The sequence below is a fragment of the Actinopolymorpha pittospori genome (assembly GCF_014873875.1).
Taxonomy (GTDB): domain Bacteria; phylum Actinomycetota; class Actinomycetes; order Propionibacteriales; family Actinopolymorphaceae; genus Actinopolymorpha; species Actinopolymorpha pittospori.
Genome location: NZ_JADBEM010000001.1, coordinates 287,614 through 310,619 on the forward strand (window position 1 = coordinate 287,614; position 23,006 = coordinate 310,619).

Here is a 23,006-nt window from a genome sequence, read left to right on the forward strand (position 1 = left end):
GCGCCACTGCCTGGACCGGCTCGGCGTACCCAGCTCAGCCGCCTCCGGGAGCACCGGCAGGTCGGCGTGGACATGCACGCATCGCGGCAGGAGGCGTGGATGGCGCAGCACCTGCCGGCCCGCGATCTTGGTGTGCCCGAAACTCCCGCCCCGCTTGGCGTGCCCATACACCGGGCGCAGCAACGAGTGGATATCGATGAACACCTGATCCTGGATACCGGGCGCTAGGTTGGGGCCTGGACGAGGTTGACCAGGGGCGCCGGGCGGCCGAGACCAACTGCAGGGTGTGGCCGTGGGTGAACTCCCGCAGAAACTGACCCAACGTGGCCGGCGCATACACCCCGGCGAGCAGCCGACGCATCCCACCGGACCGGATCACATCCAGATCGTCGAGAAGTCCGCGCCCGACTTAGCCAGGGGGCGGGGCGGGACTATCTCGTTGACGGTGTTTCGGCGATCTTGGTTAGTAGGTTTCGGGCGCCGGGGATCGGTCGCTGAAGGTGATGGCGAGGGCGTTGAGTGCTGGTTCCAGCGCATCGTCCATCGGGTCCTTCCGGCCCCGGTCGGGTCGAGGGAGCGGGGTGAGCAGGTAGAGGCAAGCGTGCCTTGACTTTGCCCAGTCTCTCCAACTTGTTGATCGCTCACAGTTGCGCGGAGGTCCGCGCGCCGACCCGACTACCCCTGCTGCGCACGGCCCCGGTGGAAGTGTTCGTCGTAGCGGGCCTGCGCCTCGGCGAGCAGCAGATCGCCCAGCCAGGCGAACGGTTCCACGTCGGCCAAGAGCGGCTCGTCATCGGGGCCTCGACCCACCATGGTCCCGGTGAGGACCCAGCCTCGGAGACTTTGCGACCGCTCGGCTAGGTGCAGGTACTGGCAGACTTGCCGCGCAAGCCAGTCCTGCAGCGGACGGCTCCACCATTCGGGCGGGTCGAGCTTGTTGACCGAAAGGCCGGGCAGGGGCAGGTCGCTTTCGTAGTCGATGCTGGCCTCGTGGATGTCGTGCTCGGGTCCGTCGGAAAAGCGGACGTACAGACGCGCCCGCTGGGAGGACACCAGGTCCGCAAGCTCTTCCAGGTTGTCGAGGACTCGCATGGGTGCCCCTTTCTCCCCATGGTCAGCGTGCCTACTCCGATGGGGGCGCCGACATCGGCCGGTCGCTAAGTGACGTGGCGACGGCGTGCAGATTACGTGCCGTGACGCGGCCGGTTCGCTCCTAGCCATGCCCGTGATCGGTCTCGCTGTAGGAGGGGCCCGGGGCCGGGCCTGGGGTTCCGGTACGTCCACGACTGAGCTGGGACGGTGAAGCCGAGGTCTGTCAGGGCACTGGAGAGTTCGGTGATGACATGGTGGGCGCCGTCCCGTGCCGACCAGGCCCATGGCCGTGTTGTCGGCGACCGGCCGGCCGTCGTCGCGGGTCTCCGACACCATCGCGTCCATTCGTTCCAGGACTCGTTGCGCGACAGAGTAGGGACGGGCGAGCCAGGTTGGGGAGGCCAGGACGAGGATCTTTGCCGCCAGGATCTGTTCAGGCAGGCACGACCACTCGTCTTTCGGCCCGAGTTCCGTCTCCACGCCGGGTGGTATGTGAAGGATGACGACTCGAACGTGCTCGATGTCCGCCCCGAGGTGCCTGAACTCGTTCATGACCATGGGCGGCAGGCTTCGGATGTTGGATCCTTCGGTGGCCGTCTCACGGTGCGGTTCAGTACCACCACGCGCATCCGGTTCACCCTCCTCGAGGACGGGGTATCTGGTCCCGCCCAGTGACCTGGTTGTACTGCTGAGCGGCGCGGCGGCCCCACGTGGTGAGGACGTCGTGCAGCCGCGAATGGAGCTCCTGCCTGGCCTCCCGCCCCGTTCTGCTCCTGGGGTCTGGGGGTGGCTTCGGAAGTAGCCGGTTGACCAGGCCGAGCAGGCGGGTCGTCGGACCGGGCGCGAGGCCGGCCATGCGGGCGGCAGTGACGGCGAGCGGAGTGAGGGTCAACTCCGGTTTGCCGGCGATCCCGGCGGTGATGATTCGGCGTGCCGCGCGTTCGGCGTGAATGGAGACGAGGGGCAGGCTGGCGCCGGCGGCGAACCAGGCGTACTCCCTGGCGGGGTCTCCCCTGAACGTCGCGCGTAGATGGGAGCCGGTGCGCATCAGTCCCGGGACGACGGTGGTGACCGTGATGCCGGTACCAGCCAGTTCGGCTCGAAGCCCTTCGGAGAAGCCTACGACGCCGAACTTCGCGCACGCGTAGGGCAGGATGTGAGGGGCGGCGATCTTGCCGCCGATCGAGGTCACGTTGATGATGTGTCCGAAGCCCTGCTGGCGCAGGTGTGGAAGGGCGGCCAGGGTGACGTGGATGGGGCCGAGGCACATCGCGGCGAGCGCGGTATGGAAATCCTCGACCGTCATTGCCGCGAGCGGTCCCACCTGGATGATGCCGGCGTTGTTGACCACGACGTCGAGGCGTCCGAAGTGGGCCACGGCTTTCTCGATCATCTGCTGCGCGGCGGCCGAGTCACTCACGTCACAGGGGAGGGTGAGGAGGTCGGTGCCACGTTCCCGGAGGTCGTCGCATGCCCTGGCGAGATCATCGCTTGACCGAGCGCAGATCACCAGTCGCATGCCGCGGTCGGCCAGTTCGCGGGCCAGGAGCAGCCCCAGTCCTCTGGACCCACCGGTCACCAGGGCCACCGGGTCGGACAGATTGCCTTCGGAGTTTTGGCGAGGCTCACTCATGACTCATAGCTCCCCCCGGAACCGAAGCGGTCATGTTGATCTCATGGCGGGACGGTGCGCTCCTGCGGCGTGTCATCCCCGTGGTGGGAAGGGGTTGTCCTGGTAGGTCGATTCCGTCTCGATCTTGTCAGGGTGATCATGGACGACCAGTTGGCTGGGCTGGGAGGCCCGAGCTGCCTGGCGGCCATCCTCCACGGCTGCGGCCTGTGTCGGGAAGCGCCGGATTCGTTCCCGGTACTTGGTCAGTTTCCATTCATGAGCCTCCGGTTGGACGCGGTAGACGGTTCGGTCGCTGGCCATGATGTCTCCGGTAGTCGGTTCTCCTTCGTAGGTTCGGCTTTCAGGAAGTCGGCGGCTCAGGGGGTCAGGAGCACCTTCACAGCGCCGTCCCGCTTGTGCTGGAAGGTGTCGTAGCCCTCCGAAGCTTGGTCGAGCGGAAGGCGATGGGTGGCGAGTTGCTCAACCCCGAGTGGATCGTCGTCTCCTAGCCGCGGCATAAGCGCGTCGACCCAGCGGCGGACGTTCGCCTGACCCATCCGGATGGACACCTGCTTGTCGAACAGTTGCATCATCGGCATCGGATCGACCATCCCGCCGTAGACACCGCTGATAGAGATCGTCCCTCCGCGGGCGACGGTGTCGATGGCGGTGTGTAACGCGGCAAGTCTGTCGACGCCGGCCTTCTCCGTGAGCTGCTCGGCGACGGGCTGTGGCAGCAGGCCGGTGAGCCGGTGGGCGATCTTGCCGACCGGATCACCGTGTGCCTCCATGCCCACGGCGTCGATCACCGAGTCCGCGCCCTGCCCGCCGGTGCGGTCACGCACGGCTGCGGCGACGTCGTCGGTGCCCCGCAGGTCGACGACGTCGATGCCGTACTTCTGGGCCAGCTGTAGCCGCTCGGGCACCAGGTCGATGCCGATCACCGTGCGGGCGCCGCGGTGGGCTGCGATCCGGCAGCACATCTGGCCAATGGGGCCGAGTCCGAAGACCGCGACCGTGCCCTGAGGTGGGACGTCTGCGTAGTCGACCGCCTGCCAGGCGGTGGGAAGGACATCGGAGAGGTAGACGAACCGTTCGTCTCCTGGCCCCTCGGGTACTTTGATGGGTCCGAAGTGTGCCTGCGGTACCCGGAGATACTCCGCCTGTCCTCCCGGCACCTGGCCGTAGAGCTTCGTGTATCCGAAGAGAGCCGCACCCTTGTCGTACTCGCGGACCTGCGTCGTCTCACACTGGCTGTAGAGCTGCCGGCCGCACATGGCGCAGTGCCCGCAGGAGATGTTGAAGGGGACGACGACGCGGTCGCCGGGCCGGATGGCGGTGACCTGCGCCCCGACCTCTTCAACGACTCCCATGGGCTCATGCCCGAGGACGTCGCCTTCGGTCATGAAGGGTGTGAGCACCTCGTAGAGGTGGAGGTCGGATCCGCAGATCCCGGTCGTGGTCACTCGGATGATCGCGTCGGTGGCTTCCTCGATCCGTGGGTCGGGGACCTCCTCGACGCGGACGTCGCGTGTGCCGTGCCAGACGACTGCCTTCATGCTGTATCACCTCTTCATTGGCGGGATACCACCCGGAGGACGTCCAGATTCGGTGACGTCGCGTCCGGAACGTACATGCCGGCGGCGAGGCCGCTGCGGAGATAGTCGATGACCGTCTGCGTGATCACCTCACCGGGCACGACGGTCGGTGCGCCGGGTGGGTAGGGACTGAGTGTCTCCGCTGCTATCCGTCCGACCGCCTGCTCGGCCGGAACCTTCTCAACCGGCCCGAAGAACGCGTCCCGAGGCAGGATGGCCTGTTCGAGTTCGAGGGCGCCCGGAGGTGGTATCTCAACGCGTCTTGCCGGGGGGACCTCCTGGACACGCTCGGCGAGATCACTTAGCGCCGTGACCAGCCGGCCGACTGTCTCCTCGTCGTCAGCGACGGTGATCTGGGCGACGACGTGCCGATGGTCGGACAGGCCAAGGTCCACCCGATGGTTCGCCCGCAACCACTCGTTGGCCTCATAACCCGAGCGGCCCAGGTCGTACAGGTCAATCATCAGCTTGAGTGGGTCGTGATCGTCTGCCAGTTCGGGGCCGACCAGGTCCTCCCTGCTCAGGACGTGGAGACCAGTGATGCTGGAGATTTCCTGCCGAGCCTCCTGGGCGAGTCCGAGTGCTCGGTCGAGAAGACCGTGCCCGTGTTCGACCATCTGGCGACGCCAGCCGTCCATGCCGGCGTAGATGAGGACTGATGGGCTGGTGGTGTCGAGCAGGTCAGCCCGAGCCTGTAGGACCTCCGGTGCGATCCGGTGACCCTGTAGGTGATAGACCGAACCCTGTTCGAGACCGTTCCCCATCTTGTGCACACTGGTCACGCACAGGTCCGCGCCGGCGTCCATCGCCCAGGACGGCAGACCGTCGTGGAAGGGAAAGTGTGCCCCCCACGCCTCGTCCACGACCAGAGGCCGGTCATAGGAGTGGCAGACGTCCGCGGTCTCACCAATGGCGGCGCACGAGCCGTAGTCGGTCGGCGTGATGAGCAGCATGCCCTCGGCGTCAGGCTCGGCTTCGAACGCCCGCCGGACTGCATCCGGTCCGGGTGAGTGTGCGATCTCCTGTTTGGGGTCCCAGCGAGGATGGACCCAGACGGGCTCGACGCCGCTGATGATCAGCCCCGCGACTGCCGACTTGTGGATGTTGCGGGACACGAGCAGCTTCTCACCCGGGCAGGCGACGGCGAGCAGGGCCGCCTTGACCGACAAGGAACTCCCGCACGTGGAGAAGTAGGCGTGGGCGGCGTCCACCGCGTCGGCCATCAGGGCCTCTGCTCGGGCAAGGACACCTTGTCCCATGCGCCGGTCATCGAGACCGTTCATGAGGATGATGTCAGAGGCGAACACGTCCTGACCGACGACGGCAACCACTCGAGGATCCACCCCTCGGCCCTGCTTGTGGCCCGGGGGCAGAAACGTGACATAGTCCTCCGCGCGGTAGTCCCTGATCGCCTGCAGGACCGGTGCTTCAGAGTGCTCCACGTGGGTGGCCCCTCTCCTCCTGAAGATTCTTTGGTGCTAACGGGTTATGTCAGCCTTGGCGTAGGCGTGGGAGGACTTCCTTACCGTAGAAGTCGAAGAAGTCCTGCTGCCTCGGGCCGATCTGGTTGACGTAGACCTCGTCGTATCCCGCGTCGAGATACTCGCGGACAGCCGCGACGTGGGCGGTCGAGGTCGTCGCCGCAGACGATGGCGTCACCGACCATCTCCTCGGTGATCAGGGTGGAGGCCTGCACGAACTGTTCGGGGGTGGGCAGCATCTAGGCGAGTTCGCCGGGCGGTTGCTCGTGGCCCACAGCCGGTGGGCGGTCACACGTTCTTGCGCGGCGTCCGGGCCGTAGCAGACCTTGAAGCCGGCCTGGCTGGTCTTACCGTTCCCGCCGCATTCCGGAAGGCTTCCAGCAGTGCGGGATCGGTTTTTCATCCGTGGAACGACGAGTCGGATCCGTACCGTCGGGCCGGTCACGTGGAGCTCGGGCGAGAACAGACACGACCACAGCTGCAGCCCTCACAGTGCTAGCCGGCCCGTCGGATGGCCGCGATGAGCTCGGACTTGCCCATCTTCGAACGGCCCTCGATGTGCTTGGACTTGGCGACCTCGTACAGGTCCTGTCGGGTGCGGTCCTCCAGGTTGTGGCCGGGCTGCCCGCCGCGTTGCCGCGACATAGCGGCCTGGTGCCCCAGATCCCGCCTCGTCTGCTTCGGAAGCTTCGTCAACGTTTTCTTGGCGCGGGCCGCCTTCTGCGCCTTCTCGACGTTCCGCCGCGCCGCCTCGGCCTGCCTACGGGTCATGATGCCTCCCGTCTTAGTGACCTTGTGAGCCCTACGGTCAGGAGGATGTGGTCTTTCAACCAGGGAACCTACATACAGTGGGCTACCCTTGGACCTTCGATGTCCGTACAATCATGAGCACTAGATCACGCGGACGGGCGGACGGTCAGTCGAATCTGCTTCGGCAGGTTGCTCAGCGGTAGCCGAGGGCGTTCTCCAACTGTCGCTTGGACATGGACGAGCGTCCCTTGACGTTGCGTCGGCGGGCCTCACCGTAGAGCTGCTGCTTGGTCTGCCCACGGGGACCGGACTTTCCTGAACGTTGACCGCCACGCCGCTGCGGGGGAATGTCCCGCACGGATTCCTTACTGGCCTGCTTGGACTCGCCGGATTGGGCGCGGCTCTTGTTGACGGTCCGCGCGGCGATCTCCTCGGCTCGGTCCTCGCCGGCGCCGCGCTGCTTCGCCGAGCTCTTTACGTGTTCGTACTGTCGTTCCCGCTTCGAACTCCAAGCCCGTTGAGGCATCGGAACCTCCGACTCCGCTGACCTCGTGTCGCCGTCACCCGCTGGATGTCGACAACTCCGTCATCGTCGACGCTACCGAGGACATTGTTTAGCCGCAACGACTGGCCGCCGCGCCGGATCGCCCGATCTGTCAGGTTTGGTTGCCTAGGTGGTCGCGAGATCCTCGAGGACCGTCAACACGTCCACCCCAGCGCAGGGACAGCCTGCCTCGTCCGACACCGGGTCGTTCGACGGTGACACAGGCTGGGGTCTTTCGGCGTAGGTGCTGCTTCCTGGGCTGCGCCGTCCGGAGCCGCCACTGGAACCCGACACCTGACTACCCATCGGCCCTTAAGGGGCACTTGGCGGGATCTGAACGCCTATCCAGAACGGGCCGTACGGCGACGCACGGGTGGCTGGGTTGCAAGCCTCTCATAGGTGCAGACCGAGGCCAGACGAGGAAAGGTAGCCATGGAGGCGGCCAGCCATCCGGGCCCGCACACCGGCGTCCCGCATCCCACGCCGGATCGTTCGGCCGACTCCGACCACGGGAGATCACGCACCCGACCCCCGCCGCATTGGTCTATCGGGCGATGAGGGTCCCGGTCGATGCGTCCTTCAGTGACCAGCCGGGGCCCAAGTCTGTTACCCATAGGTCACAAGGCCACAACGTGGTCGGATCGGCGAACCGGGCCTGCACCGCCAGGATCAACAAGAAACCGAACAGGAACTGCACCCCGGTCTGCAGCACCCGCAACTCCGCGATCAACTCGGCGAAGTTACGGTCGGCACGCTGCACCGGCGACTCACCCGGACGCGCCGGCCCGTGCTCCTCACCACCGCTGACCGCTGGGAACTCCATAGCCGCATCATGCCGAGAAGAGCGGCCTCTGACCACCGTTAGTCAACCGCAGGGTCCCCGCGGCTTTCCAGCTCTCGACTCACCTTTGACGCGACACGGCGTCCATCCGGAAGACAGATGTCCCCCTTCCAACGATGAACATCCGTCGCAGCAGGAAGCCGCCTTGTCGAGCCCCTCGGCGGTTCGCAACAAGCCCGGTTGCGCGGTAGTTTGCTGTACGAGTGAGCAGCCATTGAAGGGCCGGGAGGACAGGGTCAGGTACGAAACCGCCCAGTTCCCGCCCGATGACACCGAGCACCAGAGTCACGACGACCAGCCGGATAAGTCACGGCGCCAAACTGTGAGCTCCCTCAGTTCGCGCCAGCGAGTCGTTTCTGTCAGGTGATTCGCTCGCTTGATCGGGTAGGAGTACCGCAAGAACCAACCCGAGGAGGAACAGATGTCCCAGGAAACTGGTCAGATAACCGGCACGAAGGACAAGGACTACAACATAGTCTGGTTCGTCGAGCGGTGCCTGAGCAACGCGCTGCGGCTCGAGACCTATGCCCAGGACGCAGAGCGTGCGGGCGACAGCGAGCTGGCGGAGTTCTTCCGCCGCGCCCAAGGCGAGAGCCGCAAGGGTGCCGAGCAGGGCAAGGAACTTCTGCGCAGTCGACTGTAGCCCATATTCCTACGCTCTGCAAGCCCCCTATCCGAACCGCTCAAGTACATCCCAGCACGAAGACACGAAGGTCCTTATGACCTAGGACTGCCCGCGCTGTCTGAAAGGGGAGCGATATGGCGACACCCCTGGAGGCAACGAGGGCCCTATCACTCTAGTGCGTGAGGACATGCCCGTGGTTGATGCCGAGGGCAAGCGGCTTGGCACCGTCGACGAAGTCAAGATGGGCGAGTCCGACGCGGCCACCGAGTAGGGCTAGCAGATGACGTCACGCAAGGACATCGCCTCCACCATCCTCGCCACCTTCGGCGGCAAGGAGCCCTCGCCATGCCTTCCTGCGAGGCCGGCGACTTGCTGCGTAAAGCTTCGTCCAGATCGATCCCTGAGGGTGGTTCAAGCGGGATGCCTTGGTCGTCCTTTCTCGCAACGGCTTAGGGGCACCGCGCCGCATCTTTCGAAGACACTCCCGCCTCAAACGCGGAGTTGCGCTCACCCACCGCGACCGAAGCTCCTTCCATGCGCTCGCCCGTGTGGTCGCCCTGATCTCGCTACTCATCGGAGTACGGTGCCGGCCACTGCCGTTACCAGGAGGGGTTCATCGCGCCAAAACTGGCACACACCAGTAATTCACATCACAGACGAAACTCTGCGGTGCCACCCGCCCCGGGCTCCGGCTTCATCGCGGAGGAACTCCTCACCTAAGCCAGAGACGGTTGTTGCCAATTAATTACTACTTCTTGTGTTGGCGGGCGGTCCGCCGCGCTGGTTAGGGCATCGCGGAGCCGAGAAGTCACGACGCTACGAAGCGCGAGATCTGCTCGGCGATGGCGGGATAGTCGCTGCCCAGCCAGATGAAGTGGCTGGCTGCCTCACTCGCCACCAGCACGGCGTTCGGAATCCGTGCGACGAGCGACTCGGCGTGCGCGAACGGCACGGAGCCGTCCTTGCGACTCGCGACGACCAGCGTCGGCTGGCTGATCTCCAGCCCGTCAGTACCGACCTGGCGAAGGTCGTTGCGAAAACCGCGCCCCGACCGCATCCGGGAGAACAGCCAACGCAGCAGGTCCCGATGCTCGGTGCCGAGACTCGCGAAAGCGACGTTCACCGGTTCGCTGGACAGGTCACCCACCAGCGTCCGGAGGCCGAGCGCGGGCACGTGGCGCATCATGGCTGCCACGGCCGCCCACGTCGCGCGTTCGGTCACCGGGTTGAAGGCGACGGAAGCCATCAGCCGAGTACGCGGGTCCGGCCAGGGCAGGAAACCCACCGAACTCTGCAGGATCAGCCGTCGGACAAGCTCCGGGTGCCGCGCGGCCATCGCCATCGCGGTCCGTCCTCCCGCAGAGACGCCCACCACGGCGGCCACGCCTTCGATGCCGAGGTGGCGGCACAACTCCCGGCTGGCATCGGCGAACCCGGCCGGAGATCTGCCGGTGCCGACGGGCGTCCGCCCGTATCCGGGGCGGGACGGCACCAGCACCGTGCACCCGAGTTCCGCGAAGACCTCCTCGCCCAAGGGGAGCCCGGCCCGCATGTGACCACCGTGGAACACCAGCACGGACGTCTCGCCACGTCGATCCAGCCGGTACTCCACCACCCCCGCGTCGAGTCGCGCCACCGCCGTCTCGCGTTCCGCCGCGATACCAGGACGCCCCATTCGCTCCTCCACCTTTCGTCGTCCGTACGCCCTCACCGGGATCAGAGGAGGTACCGGAGCCAGAGGTAGGGCACGGCCAGGGCGATGGTGACGGCGGCGACGACCAGGCCGTAGCGGGTGAACTCCCAAAAGGAGCGGCCCCGGACCTGTTTGCGCAGGCCAGGGGCCGTTTCAGCCGGTGTGGCAGGTACTGGATTCGAACCAGTGTAGGCGAAGCCGACGGTTTTACAGAAGGACGCCAAGGGCACCGTCGAGGATCGGCATCAGGTTGCGCCCGCCACCGCCGATGAGGAGGTCGAGATCGTCCACCGCCGCGTCACCGACCCCTAGTACCGCTGATCCACCCGTAGCACCCTAGAGCCAGCACAACTCGCGCCACCCGTCGAGATCGAGATCGGCGGCGGCACGGTGAACGGGAGGGCTGCGTAGCCGCGCGTATCACGTGTCGCTGAACGAATAACGCGTTAAGCGCACCCGACGGTCCGTGTCTCCACCCAACCCACCACCCTCTGACCTGCAGGTTCGTCAGCGGAACGAGAACTTCGCCGCGTATACGCCGCGCGGGTTACCTGCCGCCGCGCTGACCCGCACGAAGCCAGCACCACTTCGCGGCCACGTGGACTTCGGGCAGCGACGGCGCTGGCGCCGACCAATCACGTCCTCGCGCTACCGCTCACCCAGCTCGATCACTATCCAGTTCTGTCCCGGCACCCGATGGCACCTGGCTCTGCCTGCGCTTCTCCGTGGAGAGGTCGCGGGCCTGCAGTGGTCAAGCGTCGACCTCAAGACAGCCATACTCCTCCTGGAGGAGTCTCGCCTCTCCGTCGACGGCCAGGCGGTGAGCTCGCAGCCGAAGTTGAAGCGCAACACCCGGACTCTGCCGCTGACGCCGGAGCTGGTGAAGGTCCTGTGGGCACGCCGGCGGCAGTCCGCGGAGCAACTTGGTCCTCTTTGTTGGCGAGGGCCAAGGTGCGGAGGATCCGGCCGCACGACGCCCGGCACACGTGCGGAATCCTTGATGCACCGCCAGGACGTCCCGATCGCGGTGATCGCGGCCTGGCTCGGTCACGCGGACGCGGCCTTCACGAAGCGGACCTATGTGTACTCCCAGAACGAGCACTGCGAAACGCGGCTGTTGTGCTCGGGGATGTGACAGGTCTGTAACACCTACTCGGATCGCCGGCGTCGACCTCGCGTTTCCCCAGGTCAGAGCCGGTCGAGGTGACAGAGTGACAGCTGTGACAGCGGTCCGGTGACGCCCGGACAAGTTCTAACCGACGCCGTGGTGGCCCCGAGGCCGGAGAGGGCGCATGCTTCTGGAAGTTCGCTAGCCACGGCCGCGAACATGCGTCGGCGCGGGCGTTAGGAGTAGCGGGCCGCGAGCTCGGCGCGCAGCGAAGTTGGCCTTCTGGTCGTCGAGCCGAGCTCCCCATCAGGGAACGTCAGTGGGTCGACGCGGGACGGGCGGGGCAGGGTCGCCGACACGGCGGTGCTCACCAAAGAGGGCGCCGCCGTAACGACCCGCCTGCTGCCCGTCGAGGCGCCTGGGCTCGTCAGTGGACAGGCTCTGGGTCGGCCACGTCATTCGCACCCAGGTCCGCGCCGGTGAGGGACTCACCATGCTTCCGCAGTCGGACCGGCCCGACAGCCAGGGTAGTCGAGTACACCCTCATGGACCGGAACGGCACGAGTCGGGCGGTCCCCGAGGGTGTTTCGAGAACCACCGAAGGGGCAGTAGATGGCGGACCAGGCTGAGCTCTTCCAGCAGACCGGGCAGATGATCCCGGCCTTGATGCCAAGGCCGGATCGGTAGGTCGCGCTCGCGGCATCGCCGGTCGGACCGGCAGACGCATGGAAGGGCTCGAGCTTGTCGTCATATTGGGCGCCACGATCCTCGTCGGCGGCGTGATCGCCCGAAGGCTTCAGGTGGCGGAACCGCTGGTCCTGCTCCTCCTCGGGGCGTTCCTCGGCTTCGTCCCGCTCCTTTCCGGCATCCAGCTCCCGCCCCAGGTCGTGCTCCTGCTCTTCCTCCCGGCGATTCTCTACTGGGAGTCGCTCAACACCTCACTACGGACGATCCGGCGGGATCTTCGCTCGGTCCTCCTGCAGAGCGTGGTGCTGGTTCTCGCCACCGCCCTGTTGGTCGCCGTCGTCGCGCGAGCGTTCGGGCTGCCCTGGCCAATCGCGCTCCTGCTGGGAGCGATCCTCGCACCGACCGACGCGACCGCCGTGGGAATCGTGGCGAGCAGGCTTCCACGCAGGCCGCTCACGATGCTCCGCGCGGAGAGCCTGATCAACGACGGGACCGCGCTCGTGTTGTACGCCGTCGCGGTCAGCGCCGCCGTCACCGAGCGGCCGATCACGATCGGCGGTTCCGCAGTGCGCTTCGTCGTGTCGTACGGGCTCGGCATCGTCATCGGTCTGGCCGTCGCCCTGGTCGTGGTCACCGCCCGCCGGGCGTTGCGCGTGCCCGTCCTCGAGAACACCCTGAGCGTCCTGACACCGTTCCTCGCCTACCTGCCGGCCGAGCTGGTGCAAGCCTCCGGCGTCGTCGCGGTCGTCACCTGCGGTCTGACGCTGAGCCAGCTGGGTCCGCGGTTCATCTCGGCCCGGACGCGACTGCAGGGGTTCGGCTTCTGGCAGGTCACAACCTACATCCTGAACGCCTCGTTGTTCGTCCTGATCGGCTTCCAGCTGCACAGCGTGGTGGCGGTCTTCGACACCACCGCCTGGGGGCGCACCCTGGCGCTGACCGGTCTGGTGGTGCTCGCGGTGATCGGTGCCCGCTTCCTGTTCTTCTACACGCTTCCCTACCTGATTCGGACCGTCGACCGCCGTCCGGCGCAACCGCTCCGCCGGGTGTCCGCACGGCATCGACTCCCGCAGGCTTGGGCCGGGTTCCGGGGAGCCGTTTCCCTCGCGGCCGCACTCGCGTTGCCGCTGGTGACCGTGACCGGGCGGCCCCTCCCCGGCCGTGCGGCGATCATCACGGTGACGTTCGGGGTAATCCTGTTCACCCTGCTCGTCCAAGGACTCACCATCCCGGCGGTGGTGAACTGGGCACGGCTGCCGGACGATCCGACCGAGGCCGAGGAGGAGCGGCTGGCCGAGGAAGCAGCCCTGCGAAACGCGCTCGACGCGCTGCCCGACGCGGCCGACCGGCTCGGTGCGCCGCCGGAGGTGCAGGACGCGTTACGACGATCGTATGAGGCACAGCTGCGTCGCGTCGCGGCAGGCGAGGGCGCCGAGGTGACGGTCCGGGCGGAGATGGGGTTCGATCCCGAGTCGGCGCTGCGGTTGGCGCTGCTTCCGATCAAGCGGGACACGATTCTGCGGCTGCGCGACCAGAGGGTCATCGACGACCTGGTGCGGCTGCGATTGGAAGCCCGCCTGGACGCGGAGGAGGTACGCCTATCCGGCTTCGCCGACAGCGACTAACCGACGCGCCCGACGGATGTTCGTCCGTCAGTCGCGTGCGGGACGGCCCGGATGTGTATGCGCTGCCCCGCGCTCGAACGGCCAGTGAAAGGCGGCCGCGGAATCGCGCCACCACACCGAAGCAGGGTGTCCCTCAGTCCTTCCAGATGCTTCTATGTCGTGTCAAGCCGTTGACTCGATCTCCTCGGGTGCGCGGTGGGCTGCTGCCAGGGCACGGAAGATCTGGCGGCTGACATAGCGCTTCAGACAGCGGCGGATTTCCTTGGTCGTCTTGCCCTCGGCCAGGCGCCGCTTCATGTAGGTGCGGGTGTCGGGGTCGGTGCGCATCCGGGTGAGCACGATGGTGTTGAGCGCCCGGTTGAGGCGTCGGTCGCCACCGCGGTTGAGCCGATGCCGGACTGTCTTGCCCGAGGATGCCGGGATCGGGCAGGTGCCGGCGATCTGAGCGAACGCGGCCTCGCTACGGATCCGGCCGGGGTGGGACCACACGGCCAGGATCACCGCGGCAGTGATCGCACCGACACCGGGCAGGTCGAGCAGTTCGGTTGTCTGCGCGGCGACGATCGTGGTGATCTGGTTGCGGTTGTCGACCAGCTCGTGATCAAGGTCAAGGATCCTCTTGGCCAGGCGAACGGCTTCGGCTCGCGCGGTCGCCGCTCCGAGGGGCTCCTCGCGTCGACGCCAGCTCGCGATCATGGTGATCTGTGAGTCGGTCAACGCCCGACGTGCATCGACGCCCAAGTCGTGGCCGCGGATCAGGGCGGTGAGCGCGTTGATGCACCGCAGCCTGTCGGCGTTGAGCTGGTCTCGAGCAATGGTCAGCACCTGCAGGGCCGTCTGCGCTTCACCTGCGCGACGATCCCGCAACATCCCCAGCGGCATCATCGACGCCGTCTAGCCCTTGCACCGCAACGTCACGAGCCGGGATCTTCTGGTCGTCCGGGACGCTAGCTGCCATCTCGGTGTCGATGAATCCGGCATGAACCCGGCGTGGATGCCGATCACCAGCGTCCCCTGTGCCCGCAACTCCATCCGCAATGAGTTCGTCAGCGCCCACTGAGCTGCCTTCGACGCTCCATAGCTGGCGTTGAAGGGCACAACCTGGAAGCTCACCACTGACAGCATGTTCACCAGCGCTCCACGGTGCGTGTCAAGCCCAGGCGAGACGGGAGGAGGAGAGTCCACCGTGAGCCGGACGGGGAAACGGTAACTGACTGTCGTCTAGGAGAGATCCCACCCGCTCCCCGGATAGAGTTTGGTGGTGGGCAGAGGCTCCTCCGATGGGCGTAGTTCGACGCCCTGCCTACCGGAGAACGGGCTCATCGGAAGTGGCGGCTGATCTCGCTCGCGTAGCGGATCCCGAGTGCGTCGGCGTTGCTCGCGATCCACTCGCTGAGCCGCACCGTTCCTGTGGTTGGGCCTTCGGTGTCGGCCAGCCCGGCGGCCATGGCGCGATACTCCTCGGCGGTTAACAACACGTCCCGCAGTGCAAGGCCGAGGGCTGCGGCCAGTGGCGGGATCAAGGTTTCGGGCACCGGGACGATTCGGGCCCTGCTGCGTACCGCCTCGGCGATAGTGCGGACCAGATCGAGGAAGGATGGCCGTTCCGGACCGACGGCGTCGGTGATGGAGGTGACGTCCGACGCCCCTGCCGCAACGCACAGGCGCGCCAGGTCGTCGACGTGGATCGGGCGCACCGGGTAGCCGCCAGTGCCGCCGACCGCGAATATCGGGAAGCGCCTGAGCAGCCAGGCGATGTTGTTCAGCAGCACGCCGTCCCCGCCGAACAGGATCGCCGGGCGCAGCACCGCGTAGCTGATCCCTGTCTCGGCGAGCGCGCGTTCGGCCAGCGCCTTGCCCCGAAAGTACGGGTAGGGGGAGGCGATGTCTGGATGGGTGATCGAGAGGTGCACGATCCGGTCGACACCTGCCGTTCTGGCGGCGTGGAAGAGGGTGCGGCAGTTGGCCCCCGCCACGTCGTGGTTGATCCGTCCGCGAGGGAACCGCACCCAGTAGGTGTTGTACAGGGTCTGGGCGCCGCGCAAGGAGTCGACCAAGCCAGTGGGATCGTCAAAGTCGAGCGGCCGGACCTCGACGGGTGTTCCGGTCTGCGCGCGGTCGGGATGGCCGGTCAGGGTGCGGACCCGCCGCCCGGTGGCCAGCAGCGCCGCAGTGATCGCCGCGCCTGAGTAGCTGAACGCCCCAGTGACCACGTCCAGGTTGGCTGGATGCTGTTGGCCCACCTACCCAGTATGCGGCCCGCGCTGGCCGTGCGATCACGAGTCCGCAGCGGGCACCTCAGTTTGGAAGATCGCTGGACATCCTTGGCGCGCCCACCCCGACCCGCCGGACACGATTGGACAGATCACTGCGCCGCCGCAGACTGCGGTGCGGTGCGGCTGCGTCGCCGAGCAGCGCGCATGGCACGAGCGATGTTCAAAGGCGCCCTCACCCGATCGGGGTGAGGTCGAGCGGACCGCCAGCTACCTAGCCTGAATCGGGGGGGTGAGAGCAGTGACCACACGTACGGCGACGGGCGGAGGGACCCGCCAAGCCGAACGGCGTGCTTCGCGGCCGCGGAGGGCGCCGAAGCGATCTTCCCAGGAACAAGGTACGCCCGCTCGGGGCAGAGCCTCCCATACGACACGGCCGGCGCCTTCTGGACGGTCCGGGACGAGCCGCCCATCGCAGCGCCGGGCTTCCGCGCGGGCACAGCAGCCATTGAGCGGATACCGGGCCGCAACGGAGCGCGCGATCGAGCGTAGGCGTCTCCACCTCACCCTTCCGCTCGTCGGTTCGGTCGCCCTGCCGCCACCCGAACGACTGGTGTGGTACGCCGGACTGGTGACCATGGGGGCGCTCGGCATCATTGAGTGGCCGGTCGTTGCCGTGATCTCGGTGGGCCATCTCATGAGCGAGGACCAGCACAGCCGGCTGACTCGAGACTTCGGCGACGCCCTCGAGCAGGCGGGATGACCCGCCCCCTGGGGGCCCTGCCCCGGTGCGGATCTCCACCTGCATTCCCAAAGAGGGCTACACGGACCGTTGCGAGCGTGCGAGAGGGCCCTGAGCGGTGGCTACGCCGGATCGGTGTAGCCACCGCTTGCTGGCCGACCTAGCCAGGCCGACGCCAGCCGTCGCAGGGTTCCCCCCTCTTTGTCAGGCTGGTGTGAGACACCCCGAGTGAGTACGGGGGTTCCTGACCGAGGGCGGGATCGGAGATCCTTGTGCACGTGTCCCCACCACCCGACAAGCAGCCCAGGCCGTCCACCCCTCCGGCCGAAGAGACCGATCCGGCACCCCGACCGTCACGACGAGTGTTCAGCCCGGAGTACAAGCTGATGATCGTCGCCGAGTACGAGAACGCACCCAACGGCGAGAAAGGCGCGATCCTGCGCCGCGAGGGCTTGTACTCCTCCCACGTCATCGAATGGACACGGGCCCGCGACGCCGGCGCCCTGTCCGACGCGACCAACACACCAGTCCCGGCGGGCCGACCGAGGAAATCCGCCGAACAGATCGAGTTGGAGAAACTGCGCCGCCAGAACGAGAAACTGAAATCCGAGCTGACGAAAACACGGATGGCGTTGGACATCATGGGAAAAGCGCACGCGCTCTTGGAAGGACTCTCCGAGAGCGCGGAGAACGAACCTCCGTCGAAGACGTCATGAAGGCCTCCCTCACGCAGTTGCGTGCGGCAGCGATCTCCGTGCAGAAGGCGTGTGCGCTGACCGGGATCTCCCGGGCCACCCACTACCGCCACGCCAACCCCAAGCCCGTGGTGCACGGTCCCCGGCTACCACGCACACCACCGCCGCAGACGCTGACCCAGGCCGAGCGCACCCGCGTGCTCGACCTGCTCGCGAGCCCTGCCTACGCGGACCTGGCGATCCCCCAGGTCTGGGCTCGTGAGCTGGACGAGGGCAGGTACTGGTGCTCAATGTCCACCATGTATCGGATCGCCCGCGCCGCCGGGCAGACCTCCGAGCGGCGCCGGGTAGCCACCCATCCACCACGAGTGCGACCGGAGTTGGCTGCCCGCGGCCCAAGTGAGGTCTGGTCGTGGGATATCACCGCGTTGAAAGGACCGGCCAAAGGCGTCTGGTACAAGTGTTACGTCATCCTCGATATCTTCTCCCGCTACGTCACGGGGTGGTTGGTCGCTGCAGCCGAGGACGCGGTGCTGGCCAGAGATTTCCTCACCGATGCGGTCAACCGTAACGGGGTCGAACCACACACAATCCACGCCGACCGAGGCGGGGCCATGGTCTCCAAACCCGTGTCGGAGCTACTGGTCGATCTAGGCGTCCTGCGGTCCCATTCCCGTCCCCGCACATCGAATGACAACCCCTACTCAGAAGCCCAATTCAAAACCATGAAATACGTGCCAGACTTTCCGCAGCGATTCGGGTCCCTGCAAGACGCCCGCAACTTCTGCGACCGCTTCTTCGCGGCCTACAACCACGGGCACAGGCACTCCGGGATCGGCATGCACACCCCAGCCTCGGTGCACTTCGGCACCGCCGACCAGATCCGTATCCAGCGACAGCACACCCTCAACCAGGCCTACGCTGCGCACCCCCAACGGTTCACCCGGCGCCCCCGACCACCCCACCTTCCCGAGGTCGCCTGGATCAACCAGCCCCTCGAGCAGGAACAACCCATCCGCTAGGCACAACCTGTCTCACTTGACTTGACACCTTCCGCCCCAGACCTGCTGAGAGGGCCGCTGCTGCTCGCCGTGCAAGGAGTTTAGTACCTCAATCCCGCCGGTCAGTGCGGGTATGGCCCACTGGACGAGGCGCAGTTGACCTTGCGCGCCTTCCACGGAGATCGGGTGCTTTTCAGCCTTCTTGGCCTTCTCCTGATCGGAAGAGCTTGCTAACTCGATCTTCTTCCCGAGGGCTCTCGCGTAGGCGGTAGCGCCTAGTGCCGCCCCGTGAGAGCGGTCTTGGCGAGTGTGGATGCGAGGACTCCCTTCTGGGCGCCGATGCGCCGCCGGTTTGCGATGGCAAGCCCCACCGCTCCTACGAGATGAACGGCGATCGCCGCGGCGTTCACTGGTGTCCATTTGGCCCATCCGGAGGACGCGACGCGCGCCTTCTCCACCTCAGTGCCTTGTTCCTCGGCGGCCGGATTGAGGCCAACCGCACCCATCACTGACCCGCCGAACCAGGCGGCCAAACCGAGATCGTGCAGCTCACGCATGACGGTGTTTCGCTCCGGCATGATTCTCCTTCCAGTTCCAGGGCCTGACTCGATGGGCTCTCCGAGAGATCAAGATGCCCGCCCACAGCCGCCGACGAGCAGACGACGGCGAGGTGGGCCGACATTGGCTCGACGACTAGGCCGCATTCTTGCGTGCTTCTGGCCGGCACCGGGACCGTGACGGGCGGCGAGTGAGTCGGCGACGACGCCGGTTGTAAATCCGTACACGGCCTTGTGTACCAGGTCCAGCACAAGTTCAGGCCGTGGCCAGGTCTGGGGCGGAGCACCGATACCGGTCGCGTTCTCCAGGATCTGGTCGTTGGTCAGACGTAGGACGGTAAACATCGCCGACGACCACGGTCCCCGCAGGCCCACATTGGCCATCACTCCGCGAACTGGCCCAAGCAGTATGCCCTGGCCCAGGTGCATGGCCCAGTTAGCAGCCTCTCGCCGCTTATCCCCCCGCATGAGCCGCCGCATGGTGTCTGCGGGTACATAAGAATCGGGGCGGCCAGTCAGTCTTTGCTCTAACTTCTCACTCGCCGTCATGACGATCGCCCCGACCGCTCCTGCGATAAACCCCTGCCACATCACTCGCCTGATCATCGGTATCAACCTTCCCGGGCCACAAGCACGCAATATCGTCGCGGCCGGTTGCGACCAAACTGTAGGCACTGGCATGCGCACAGCACAGGAGACAATGAGCCCCAAGCGACCGGGACTGACGTGTACCACCGGCTCGGCGTGGTTCGTCTATAGCCGCGTCCTTGCGCACCCGTCCGAGCTCGGCCCCGTTCGACGGTAAAGCGCCCGGACCACACATCAAACCCGCCGCAGGCAGGACTTGCGGCCCTTGGTCTGCGGAAATAGGCCTGTGGCGCTGCTGCCATGCGTGCCTTACCGGCCCGTCGTGTGCGTACGGCCCGCCACGGGCCCGGGACCGGCGCTATCATGAGCACCGATTTCACTCGGCGGCAAGCTGGGTTGTCATGCTGGGATCCACTCTTTCCGTTAGGGCTGTTCTGACGGATGGAGCGAACCGGCCGGGCGGGCGACAAGTCTGTGACGGGGCTTCTGGTCCAAGCTCCTATCAGGTCAGTTCCGCCTGGCCGGTGCGCACCACAGCGTTGCACCGGAGCCGGCCGACAAATCAAACGCAGGACACCACAGATATCGGCGGGTCATACCTTGACCGGGGTCAGACCGGTCCGGTGCAACGCCGAGGTAAGTCTTCACAGACCTTGCCGTTGTGGGCTGGGGTGTAGGCGTGGATGCGTTGGTGGCGTGAGACGAAGCCGGACACGCTGCGGGCGAAGTTACCGGCACGGTAGTTTCCGCCGTTGAGTTCCTAATGCAAGGGGTTCGCGGGGTCGTAGCGTGGGTGGTGGGCGGGCCGGTCGACGGAGCGCGTTGCGACCTCTTACTTCGCCGGCCCGTTCCCTTGCGGGTGGTGGTTGTGGTGCGTCTGATGGCGCGGAGTTCGTTGGAGATGGTGTAGCGCTCAGCGATGATGGTGCGGGCTTCGCTGAGGGTGAGCGCGCGTCCGTCGGTGTCGCGCGGTGTGTAGTGCACGCCGCGCGGCGCCAACACGCGGCGATGCGGGCGAGCAGGGCGGTCGCGACGTGGCAGAGCGCGGAGGTGTGGTGTTTGCCGGCCTGGGTCATCAGGCGGTGGTACTTCGCGGCCAGGGACGGGTCGCTGCGTCCTGACGGCGCTCCGGGAGGGTCTCTGAAGCGCCCCGGGTCTGGTGGAGGCTCTCAATCCATGGAGGATGAGAGTCATGGCGGCACCGAGGAAGTACGGCGACGAGCTGCGTGAGCGGGCCACCCGGATGGCGGTGGAGGCGCGTAAGGACCCGGCGAGTCGGCCGGGTGCGATCGCTCGGATCGCGGAGCAGTTGGGGATGCATCCGGAGACGTTGCGTGGATGGGTGCGCCAAGCCGAGATCGACGGCGGGGTCCGGCCCGGCACGAGCAGCGACGAGTCCAAGCGGATCGCGGACCTGGAGCGAGAGAACCGTGAGCTGAAGCGAGCCAATGAGATCCTGCGAACGGCGTCGGCGTTTTTCGCGGCCGCGGAGCTCGACCGCAAGATCAAGTAAGCGTGCCGACAGCGGTGCTGGTCGACTACATCGACGCCCACCGCGACAGGTTCGGGGTCGAGCCGATCTGTGAAGTCCTGTCCTCTGGCGGGACCAAGATTGCCCCGAGCACCTACTACGCAGCCAAGACCAGACCGGCCTCGGCCAGAGCGATCCGAGACGCCGAACTGGTGCCCGTGATCCGTCAGGTCCACACCGACAACCTCGGTGTCTACGGCGCCCGCAAGGTCCACGCCGAGGTCAACCGGCAGGGCACCCTGGTCGCCCGGTGCACCGTCGAACGCCTGATGAAAGCCGAGGGGCTGGCCGGGATCAGGCGGGACAAGACCCGCAAGACCACGCTGAGCGAGGGCGCCGAGACCAAGCGTCCCGAGGATCTGGTCAAGCGTCAGTTCCTCGCCCAGGCTCCCAACCAGCTCTGGGTGGCGGACCTGACCTATGTCCGCACCCACTCGGGCTGGGTCTACGCCGCGTTCGTGCTCGACGTGTTCTCCCGCATGGTCCTGGGGTGGCAGGTGTCTACCTCACTGCGCACCGACCTGGCCCTGGATGGGCTCGACATGGGTCTGTGGGCCCGGCAGCGAGCCGGGCAGGACGTCACCGGGCTCACCCACCATTCAGACCGCGGAGTTCAATATCGAGCCATCCGCTACACCCAGCGGCTGGCCGAGGCCGAGGCCGTCGCCTCGGTTGGTTCCAAGGGCGATTCGTATGACAACGCGATGGCTGAGGCGTTCAACTCGCTGTTCAAGGCCGAGTGCATCCGCAACCCGGCCATGCGCCCCAGCGGGGGCTGGAAGTCCGTCGGTGACGTCGAGATCGCCGTCGCCGAGTACATCGACTGGTTCAACCACCGACGCCTCCACGGCGAGATCGGACTGATCCCGCCGGCAGAGTTCGAGGCCAACCACTGGGCCAGCCTCACGACCGAGCACTACCCTGAAACACCCGTCCCCGCAGCGGTCGGATCCAAGTAACCGAGTCTCCACGAAACCCGGGGCGCTTCACTCGGTGGGGCTCGGTGTGGCTCGCTTCGTCCAGGCAAATCTCGGCGTCGGGGGCTTCGGGGCCACGCCGTGGCCTGTCATGTGGCTCTCTCGGGTGCTTTCGAGAGGCGTTGCGCCGCTGTTCAAGGGTCCCGTCGCTCGGTTGCGTCCCATTGATCACCACGGCCGTCGGGAGGACACTCGGGCCATGATTGGCGTGGAGCGGCTGCGCCGCTGGTGTCGGATCTGCGGTCCATGCGGAACGGTTGCGAACCGAAGACGACGCGGCACTCCCGTGGGATCTACAGATGCGCGCAGCTGGGAAGGGACTACCCGTGACCGACGGACTTGACGAGACCGGCCGACGTGATCCCGAGCCGCGGCAGGACCTGGTGCAGCGCTCGGCACCGTTTCTGCCTGCCGGCAGTGAGATACAGCAGGCGTTCATCTGTCAGAGCGCACCGCACTTCTTCTTCTTCGTCATTACCTATCTGACCGGCCTGACGATGTTCTGGAACAAGTACCGGTGCGTGGTGGTCACCCGGGACGCCATCTACGTGTTGGACAGCAGCAAGCTGTCCGGTGGCGCCAGCCCGCAGCGTCTGGCGGCCACGGTGCCGCGCCCTACCCGACTCGGTCCGGTATCCGGGCGTTGGGGGGAGATGAACCTCCTCGGCGAGCGTCATTGGGTCCACAAACGCTTCCACGACCAGATCGCTGCCGCAGACCGGGAGATCGGCTTTGCCCAGGCATGAGGATCACGATCAATGGCTGGGGTACCAAATTGAGGGCGGCGTTCTCCAGGCGGGGCTCGAGGGGCGGAGTCCCAGGTGCCATCCAAAGACCAGTGGCGGTGCCGGTTGTAGACGGTCTTCCAGTTGCTATAGGCGGCCGGAAGGTCCCGCCACGGGCACCCCTGCCCGCGTCCGATGGAAAATCCCATCGATGACCCTGCGGTGATCAACTCAACGGCGGCCCTGTCGCGGATGAACCGGAAGCAGCGGCTCCAACCGCCGCCACTCCTCATCGCTTAGATCATGACGGTTCAGACGCTC

26 protein-coding genes and 1 pseudogene are annotated in these 23,006 nt (G+C 66.4%); 9 read left to right on the forward strand and 18 right to left on the reverse strand.

Features of this window, described 5'->3' with window-relative positions; genetic code table 11:
• Positions 1–463: 463 nt before the first annotated feature.
• The 10 genes and pseudogenes from HEB94_RS54165 to HEB94_RS01430 all read right to left on the reverse strand — a co-directional run.
• Positions 464–601 (reverse strand): annotated as a pseudogene (locus HEB94_RS54165) (IS256 family transposase); the annotation flags it as partial.
• Positions 602–675: 74 nt separating this feature from the next.
• Positions 676–1,092, reverse strand: a complete 417-nt coding sequence (locus HEB94_RS01390) for a DUF6098 family protein (RefSeq protein WP_192748273.1) — start codon at positions 1,090–1,092, stop codon at positions 676–678.
• Between the two features lie 634 nt (positions 1,093–1,726).
• Positions 1,727–2,725 carry an SDR family NAD(P)-dependent oxidoreductase gene (locus tag HEB94_RS01395; protein ID WP_192748274.1) on the reverse strand — a complete coding sequence of 333 codons (999 nt, stop codon included), beginning with the start codon at positions 2,723–2,725 and terminating at the stop codon, positions 1,727–1,729.
• A gap of 72 nt (positions 2,726–2,797) precedes the next feature.
• On the reverse strand, positions 2,798–3,025 hold the full coding sequence (locus HEB94_RS01400) for a DUF2188 domain-containing protein (RefSeq protein ID WP_192748275.1): 228 nt from the start codon (positions 3,023–3,025) through the stop codon (positions 2,798–2,800).
• A gap of 56 nt (positions 3,026–3,081) precedes the next feature.
• Positions 3,082–4,263, reverse strand: a complete 1,182-nt coding sequence (locus HEB94_RS01405) for a zinc-dependent alcohol dehydrogenase (protein ID WP_192748276.1) — start codon at positions 4,261–4,263, stop codon at positions 3,082–3,084.
• A gap of 14 nt (positions 4,264–4,277) precedes the next feature.
• Positions 4,278–5,744, reverse strand: coding sequence for an Orn/Lys/Arg family decarboxylase (locus HEB94_RS01410; protein ID WP_192748277.1), 1,467 nt, complete (start codon positions 5,742–5,744; stop codon positions 4,278–4,280).
• Between the two features lie 49 nt (positions 5,745–5,793).
• Entirely contained in the window at positions 5,794–5,961 is a 168-nt protein-coding gene (locus HEB94_RS01415) for a hypothetical protein (RefSeq protein WP_192748278.1), read from the reverse strand.
• Positions 5,962–6,278: 317 nt separating this feature from the next.
• Positions 6,279–6,554 carry a Rho termination factor N-terminal domain-containing protein gene (locus HEB94_RS48865; protein WP_202896047.1) on the reverse strand — a complete coding sequence of 92 codons (276 nt, stop codon included), beginning with the start codon at positions 6,552–6,554 and terminating at the stop codon, positions 6,279–6,281.
• A 172-nt stretch (positions 6,555–6,726) separates the two neighbouring features.
• Complete coding sequence (locus HEB94_RS01425; RefSeq protein WP_192748279.1) at positions 6,727–7,059, reverse strand: plasmid stabilization protein; 333 nt, start codon at positions 7,057–7,059, stop codon at positions 6,727–6,729.
• A 562-nt stretch (positions 7,060–7,621) separates the two neighbouring features.
• Positions 7,622–7,900, reverse strand: coding sequence for a DUF6328 family protein (locus HEB94_RS01430; protein WP_192757178.1), 279 nt, complete (start codon positions 7,898–7,900; stop codon positions 7,622–7,624).
• A gap of 439 nt (positions 7,901–8,339) precedes the next feature.
• On the opposite strand from HEB94_RS01430, the gene HEB94_RS01435 reads away from it, so the two are divergent.
• Together HEB94_RS01435 and HEB94_RS53265 are read left to right on the forward strand one after the other, a co-directional pair.
• Entirely contained in the window at positions 8,340–8,561 is a 222-nt protein-coding gene (locus tag HEB94_RS01435; protein ID WP_192748280.1) for a hypothetical protein, read from the forward strand.
• 157 nt (positions 8,562–8,718) lie between these two features.
• Complete coding sequence (locus HEB94_RS53265) at positions 8,719–8,814, forward strand: DUF2171 domain-containing protein (RefSeq protein WP_192748281.1); 96 nt, start codon at positions 8,719–8,721, stop codon at positions 8,812–8,814.
• Positions 8,815–9,351: 537 nt separating this feature from the next.
• Here the strand turns inward: HEB94_RS53265 and HEB94_RS01445 are convergent.
• Positions 9,352–10,218, reverse strand: a complete 867-nt coding sequence (locus HEB94_RS01445; protein WP_192748282.1) for an alpha/beta fold hydrolase — start codon at positions 10,216–10,218, stop codon at positions 9,352–9,354.
• 41 nt (positions 10,219–10,259) lie between these two features.
• Complete coding sequence (locus HEB94_RS01450; RefSeq protein WP_192757179.1) at positions 10,260–10,466, reverse strand: hypothetical protein; 207 nt, start codon at positions 10,464–10,466, stop codon at positions 10,260–10,262.
• Positions 10,467–11,236: 770 nt separating this feature from the next.
• On the opposite strand from HEB94_RS01450, the gene HEB94_RS52120 reads away from it, so the two are divergent.
• On the forward strand, positions 11,237–11,371 hold the full coding sequence (locus HEB94_RS52120; protein ID WP_273374702.1) for a hypothetical protein: 135 nt from the start codon (positions 11,237–11,239) through the stop codon (positions 11,369–11,371).
• Between the two features lie 209 nt (positions 11,372–11,580).
• Here HEB94_RS52120 and HEB94_RS52125 read toward each other — a convergent pair whose 3' ends face one another.
• Positions 11,581–11,715 carry a hypothetical protein gene (locus HEB94_RS52125; RefSeq protein WP_273374704.1) on the reverse strand — a complete coding sequence of 45 codons (135 nt, stop codon included), beginning with the start codon at positions 11,713–11,715 and terminating at the stop codon, positions 11,581–11,583.
• Positions 11,716–12,069: 354 nt separating this feature from the next.
• On the opposite strand from HEB94_RS52125, the gene HEB94_RS01455 reads away from it, so the two are divergent.
• Positions 12,070–13,656, forward strand: a complete 1,587-nt coding sequence (locus tag HEB94_RS01455; protein WP_192748283.1) for a Na+/H+ antiporter — start codon at positions 12,070–12,072, stop codon at positions 13,654–13,656.
• Positions 13,657–13,818: 162 nt separating this feature from the next.
• Here HEB94_RS01455 and HEB94_RS01460 read toward each other — a convergent pair whose 3' ends face one another.
• The 3 genes from HEB94_RS01460 to HEB94_RS01470 all read right to left on the reverse strand — a co-directional run bounded on the left by HEB94_RS01460 (position 13,819) and on the right by HEB94_RS01470 (position 15,899).
• Positions 13,819–14,526, reverse strand: a complete 708-nt coding sequence (locus HEB94_RS01460) for a transposase (protein ID WP_192748284.1) — start codon at positions 14,524–14,526, stop codon at positions 13,819–13,821.
• A gap of 24 nt (positions 14,527–14,550) precedes the next feature.
• Positions 14,551–14,841 (reverse strand): SDR family NAD(P)-dependent oxidoreductase, encoded by a 291-nt coding sequence (locus HEB94_RS01465; RefSeq protein ID WP_337917437.1) that lies wholly within the window; start codon positions 14,839–14,841, stop codon positions 14,551–14,553.
• Between the two features lie 134 nt (positions 14,842–14,975).
• A complete protein-coding gene (locus tag HEB94_RS01470) occupies positions 14,976–15,899 on the reverse strand; it encodes an NAD(P)H-binding protein (RefSeq protein ID WP_202896049.1) in 924 nt (307 codons plus the stop codon).
• A 478-nt stretch (positions 15,900–16,377) separates the two neighbouring features.
• Here HEB94_RS01470 and HEB94_RS01475 point away from each other — a divergent pair, with 478 nt between their 5' ends.
• The 3 genes from HEB94_RS01475 to HEB94_RS01485 all read left to right on the forward strand — a co-directional run bounded on the left by HEB94_RS01475 (position 16,378) and on the right by HEB94_RS01485 (position 18,328).
• Positions 16,378–16,632, forward strand: coding sequence for a hypothetical protein (locus HEB94_RS01475; RefSeq protein WP_192748285.1), 255 nt, complete (start codon positions 16,378–16,380; stop codon positions 16,630–16,632).
• A 365-nt stretch (positions 16,633–16,997) separates the two neighbouring features.
• Positions 16,998–17,327 carry a hypothetical protein gene (locus HEB94_RS01480; RefSeq protein WP_192748286.1) on the forward strand — a complete coding sequence of 110 codons (330 nt, stop codon included), beginning with the start codon at positions 16,998–17,000 and terminating at the stop codon, positions 17,325–17,327.
• Complete coding sequence (locus HEB94_RS01485; RefSeq protein WP_192748287.1) at positions 17,324–18,328, forward strand: IS3 family transposase; 1,005 nt, start codon at positions 17,324–17,326, stop codon at positions 18,326–18,328. The genes HEB94_RS01480 and HEB94_RS01485 overlap by 4 nt, the downstream gene beginning before the upstream one ends.
• Before the next feature lie 254 nt (positions 18,329–18,582).
• Here the strand turns inward: HEB94_RS01485 and HEB94_RS48870 are convergent, their stop codons facing one another.
• Positions 18,583–18,885, reverse strand: coding sequence for a hypothetical protein (locus HEB94_RS48870; RefSeq protein ID WP_202896050.1), 303 nt, complete (start codon positions 18,883–18,885; stop codon positions 18,583–18,585).
• Positions 18,886–20,644: 1,759 nt separating this feature from the next.
• Between HEB94_RS48870 and HEB94_RS01495 the strand changes: the two genes are divergently transcribed.
• Both HEB94_RS01495 and HEB94_RS01500 read left to right on the forward strand, forming a co-directional pair.
• Positions 20,645–21,942, forward strand: a protein-coding gene (locus tag HEB94_RS01495) for an IS3 family transposase (protein ID WP_420481508.1) whose coding sequence is annotated in 2 segments (ribosomal slippage) — positions 20,645–20,939 and positions 20,939–21,942 — 1,299 coding nt in all. Because the reading frame shifts where the segments join, the coding sequence is not laid out codon by codon here.
• Between the two features lie 344 nt (positions 21,943–22,286).
• Entirely contained in the window at positions 22,287–22,706 is a 420-nt protein-coding gene (locus HEB94_RS01500; RefSeq protein ID WP_192748288.1) for a hypothetical protein, read from the forward strand.
• On the opposite strand, the gene HEB94_RS54170 is transcribed toward HEB94_RS01500, so the two are convergent.
• Positions 22,634–22,978: a transposase gene (locus HEB94_RS54170; RefSeq protein ID WP_192748289.1), complete on the reverse strand. Its 345-nt coding sequence runs from the start codon at positions 22,976–22,978 to the stop codon at positions 22,634–22,636. The genes HEB94_RS01500 and HEB94_RS54170 overlap by 73 nt on opposite strands.
• Positions 22,979–23,006 lie beyond the last annotated feature (28 nt).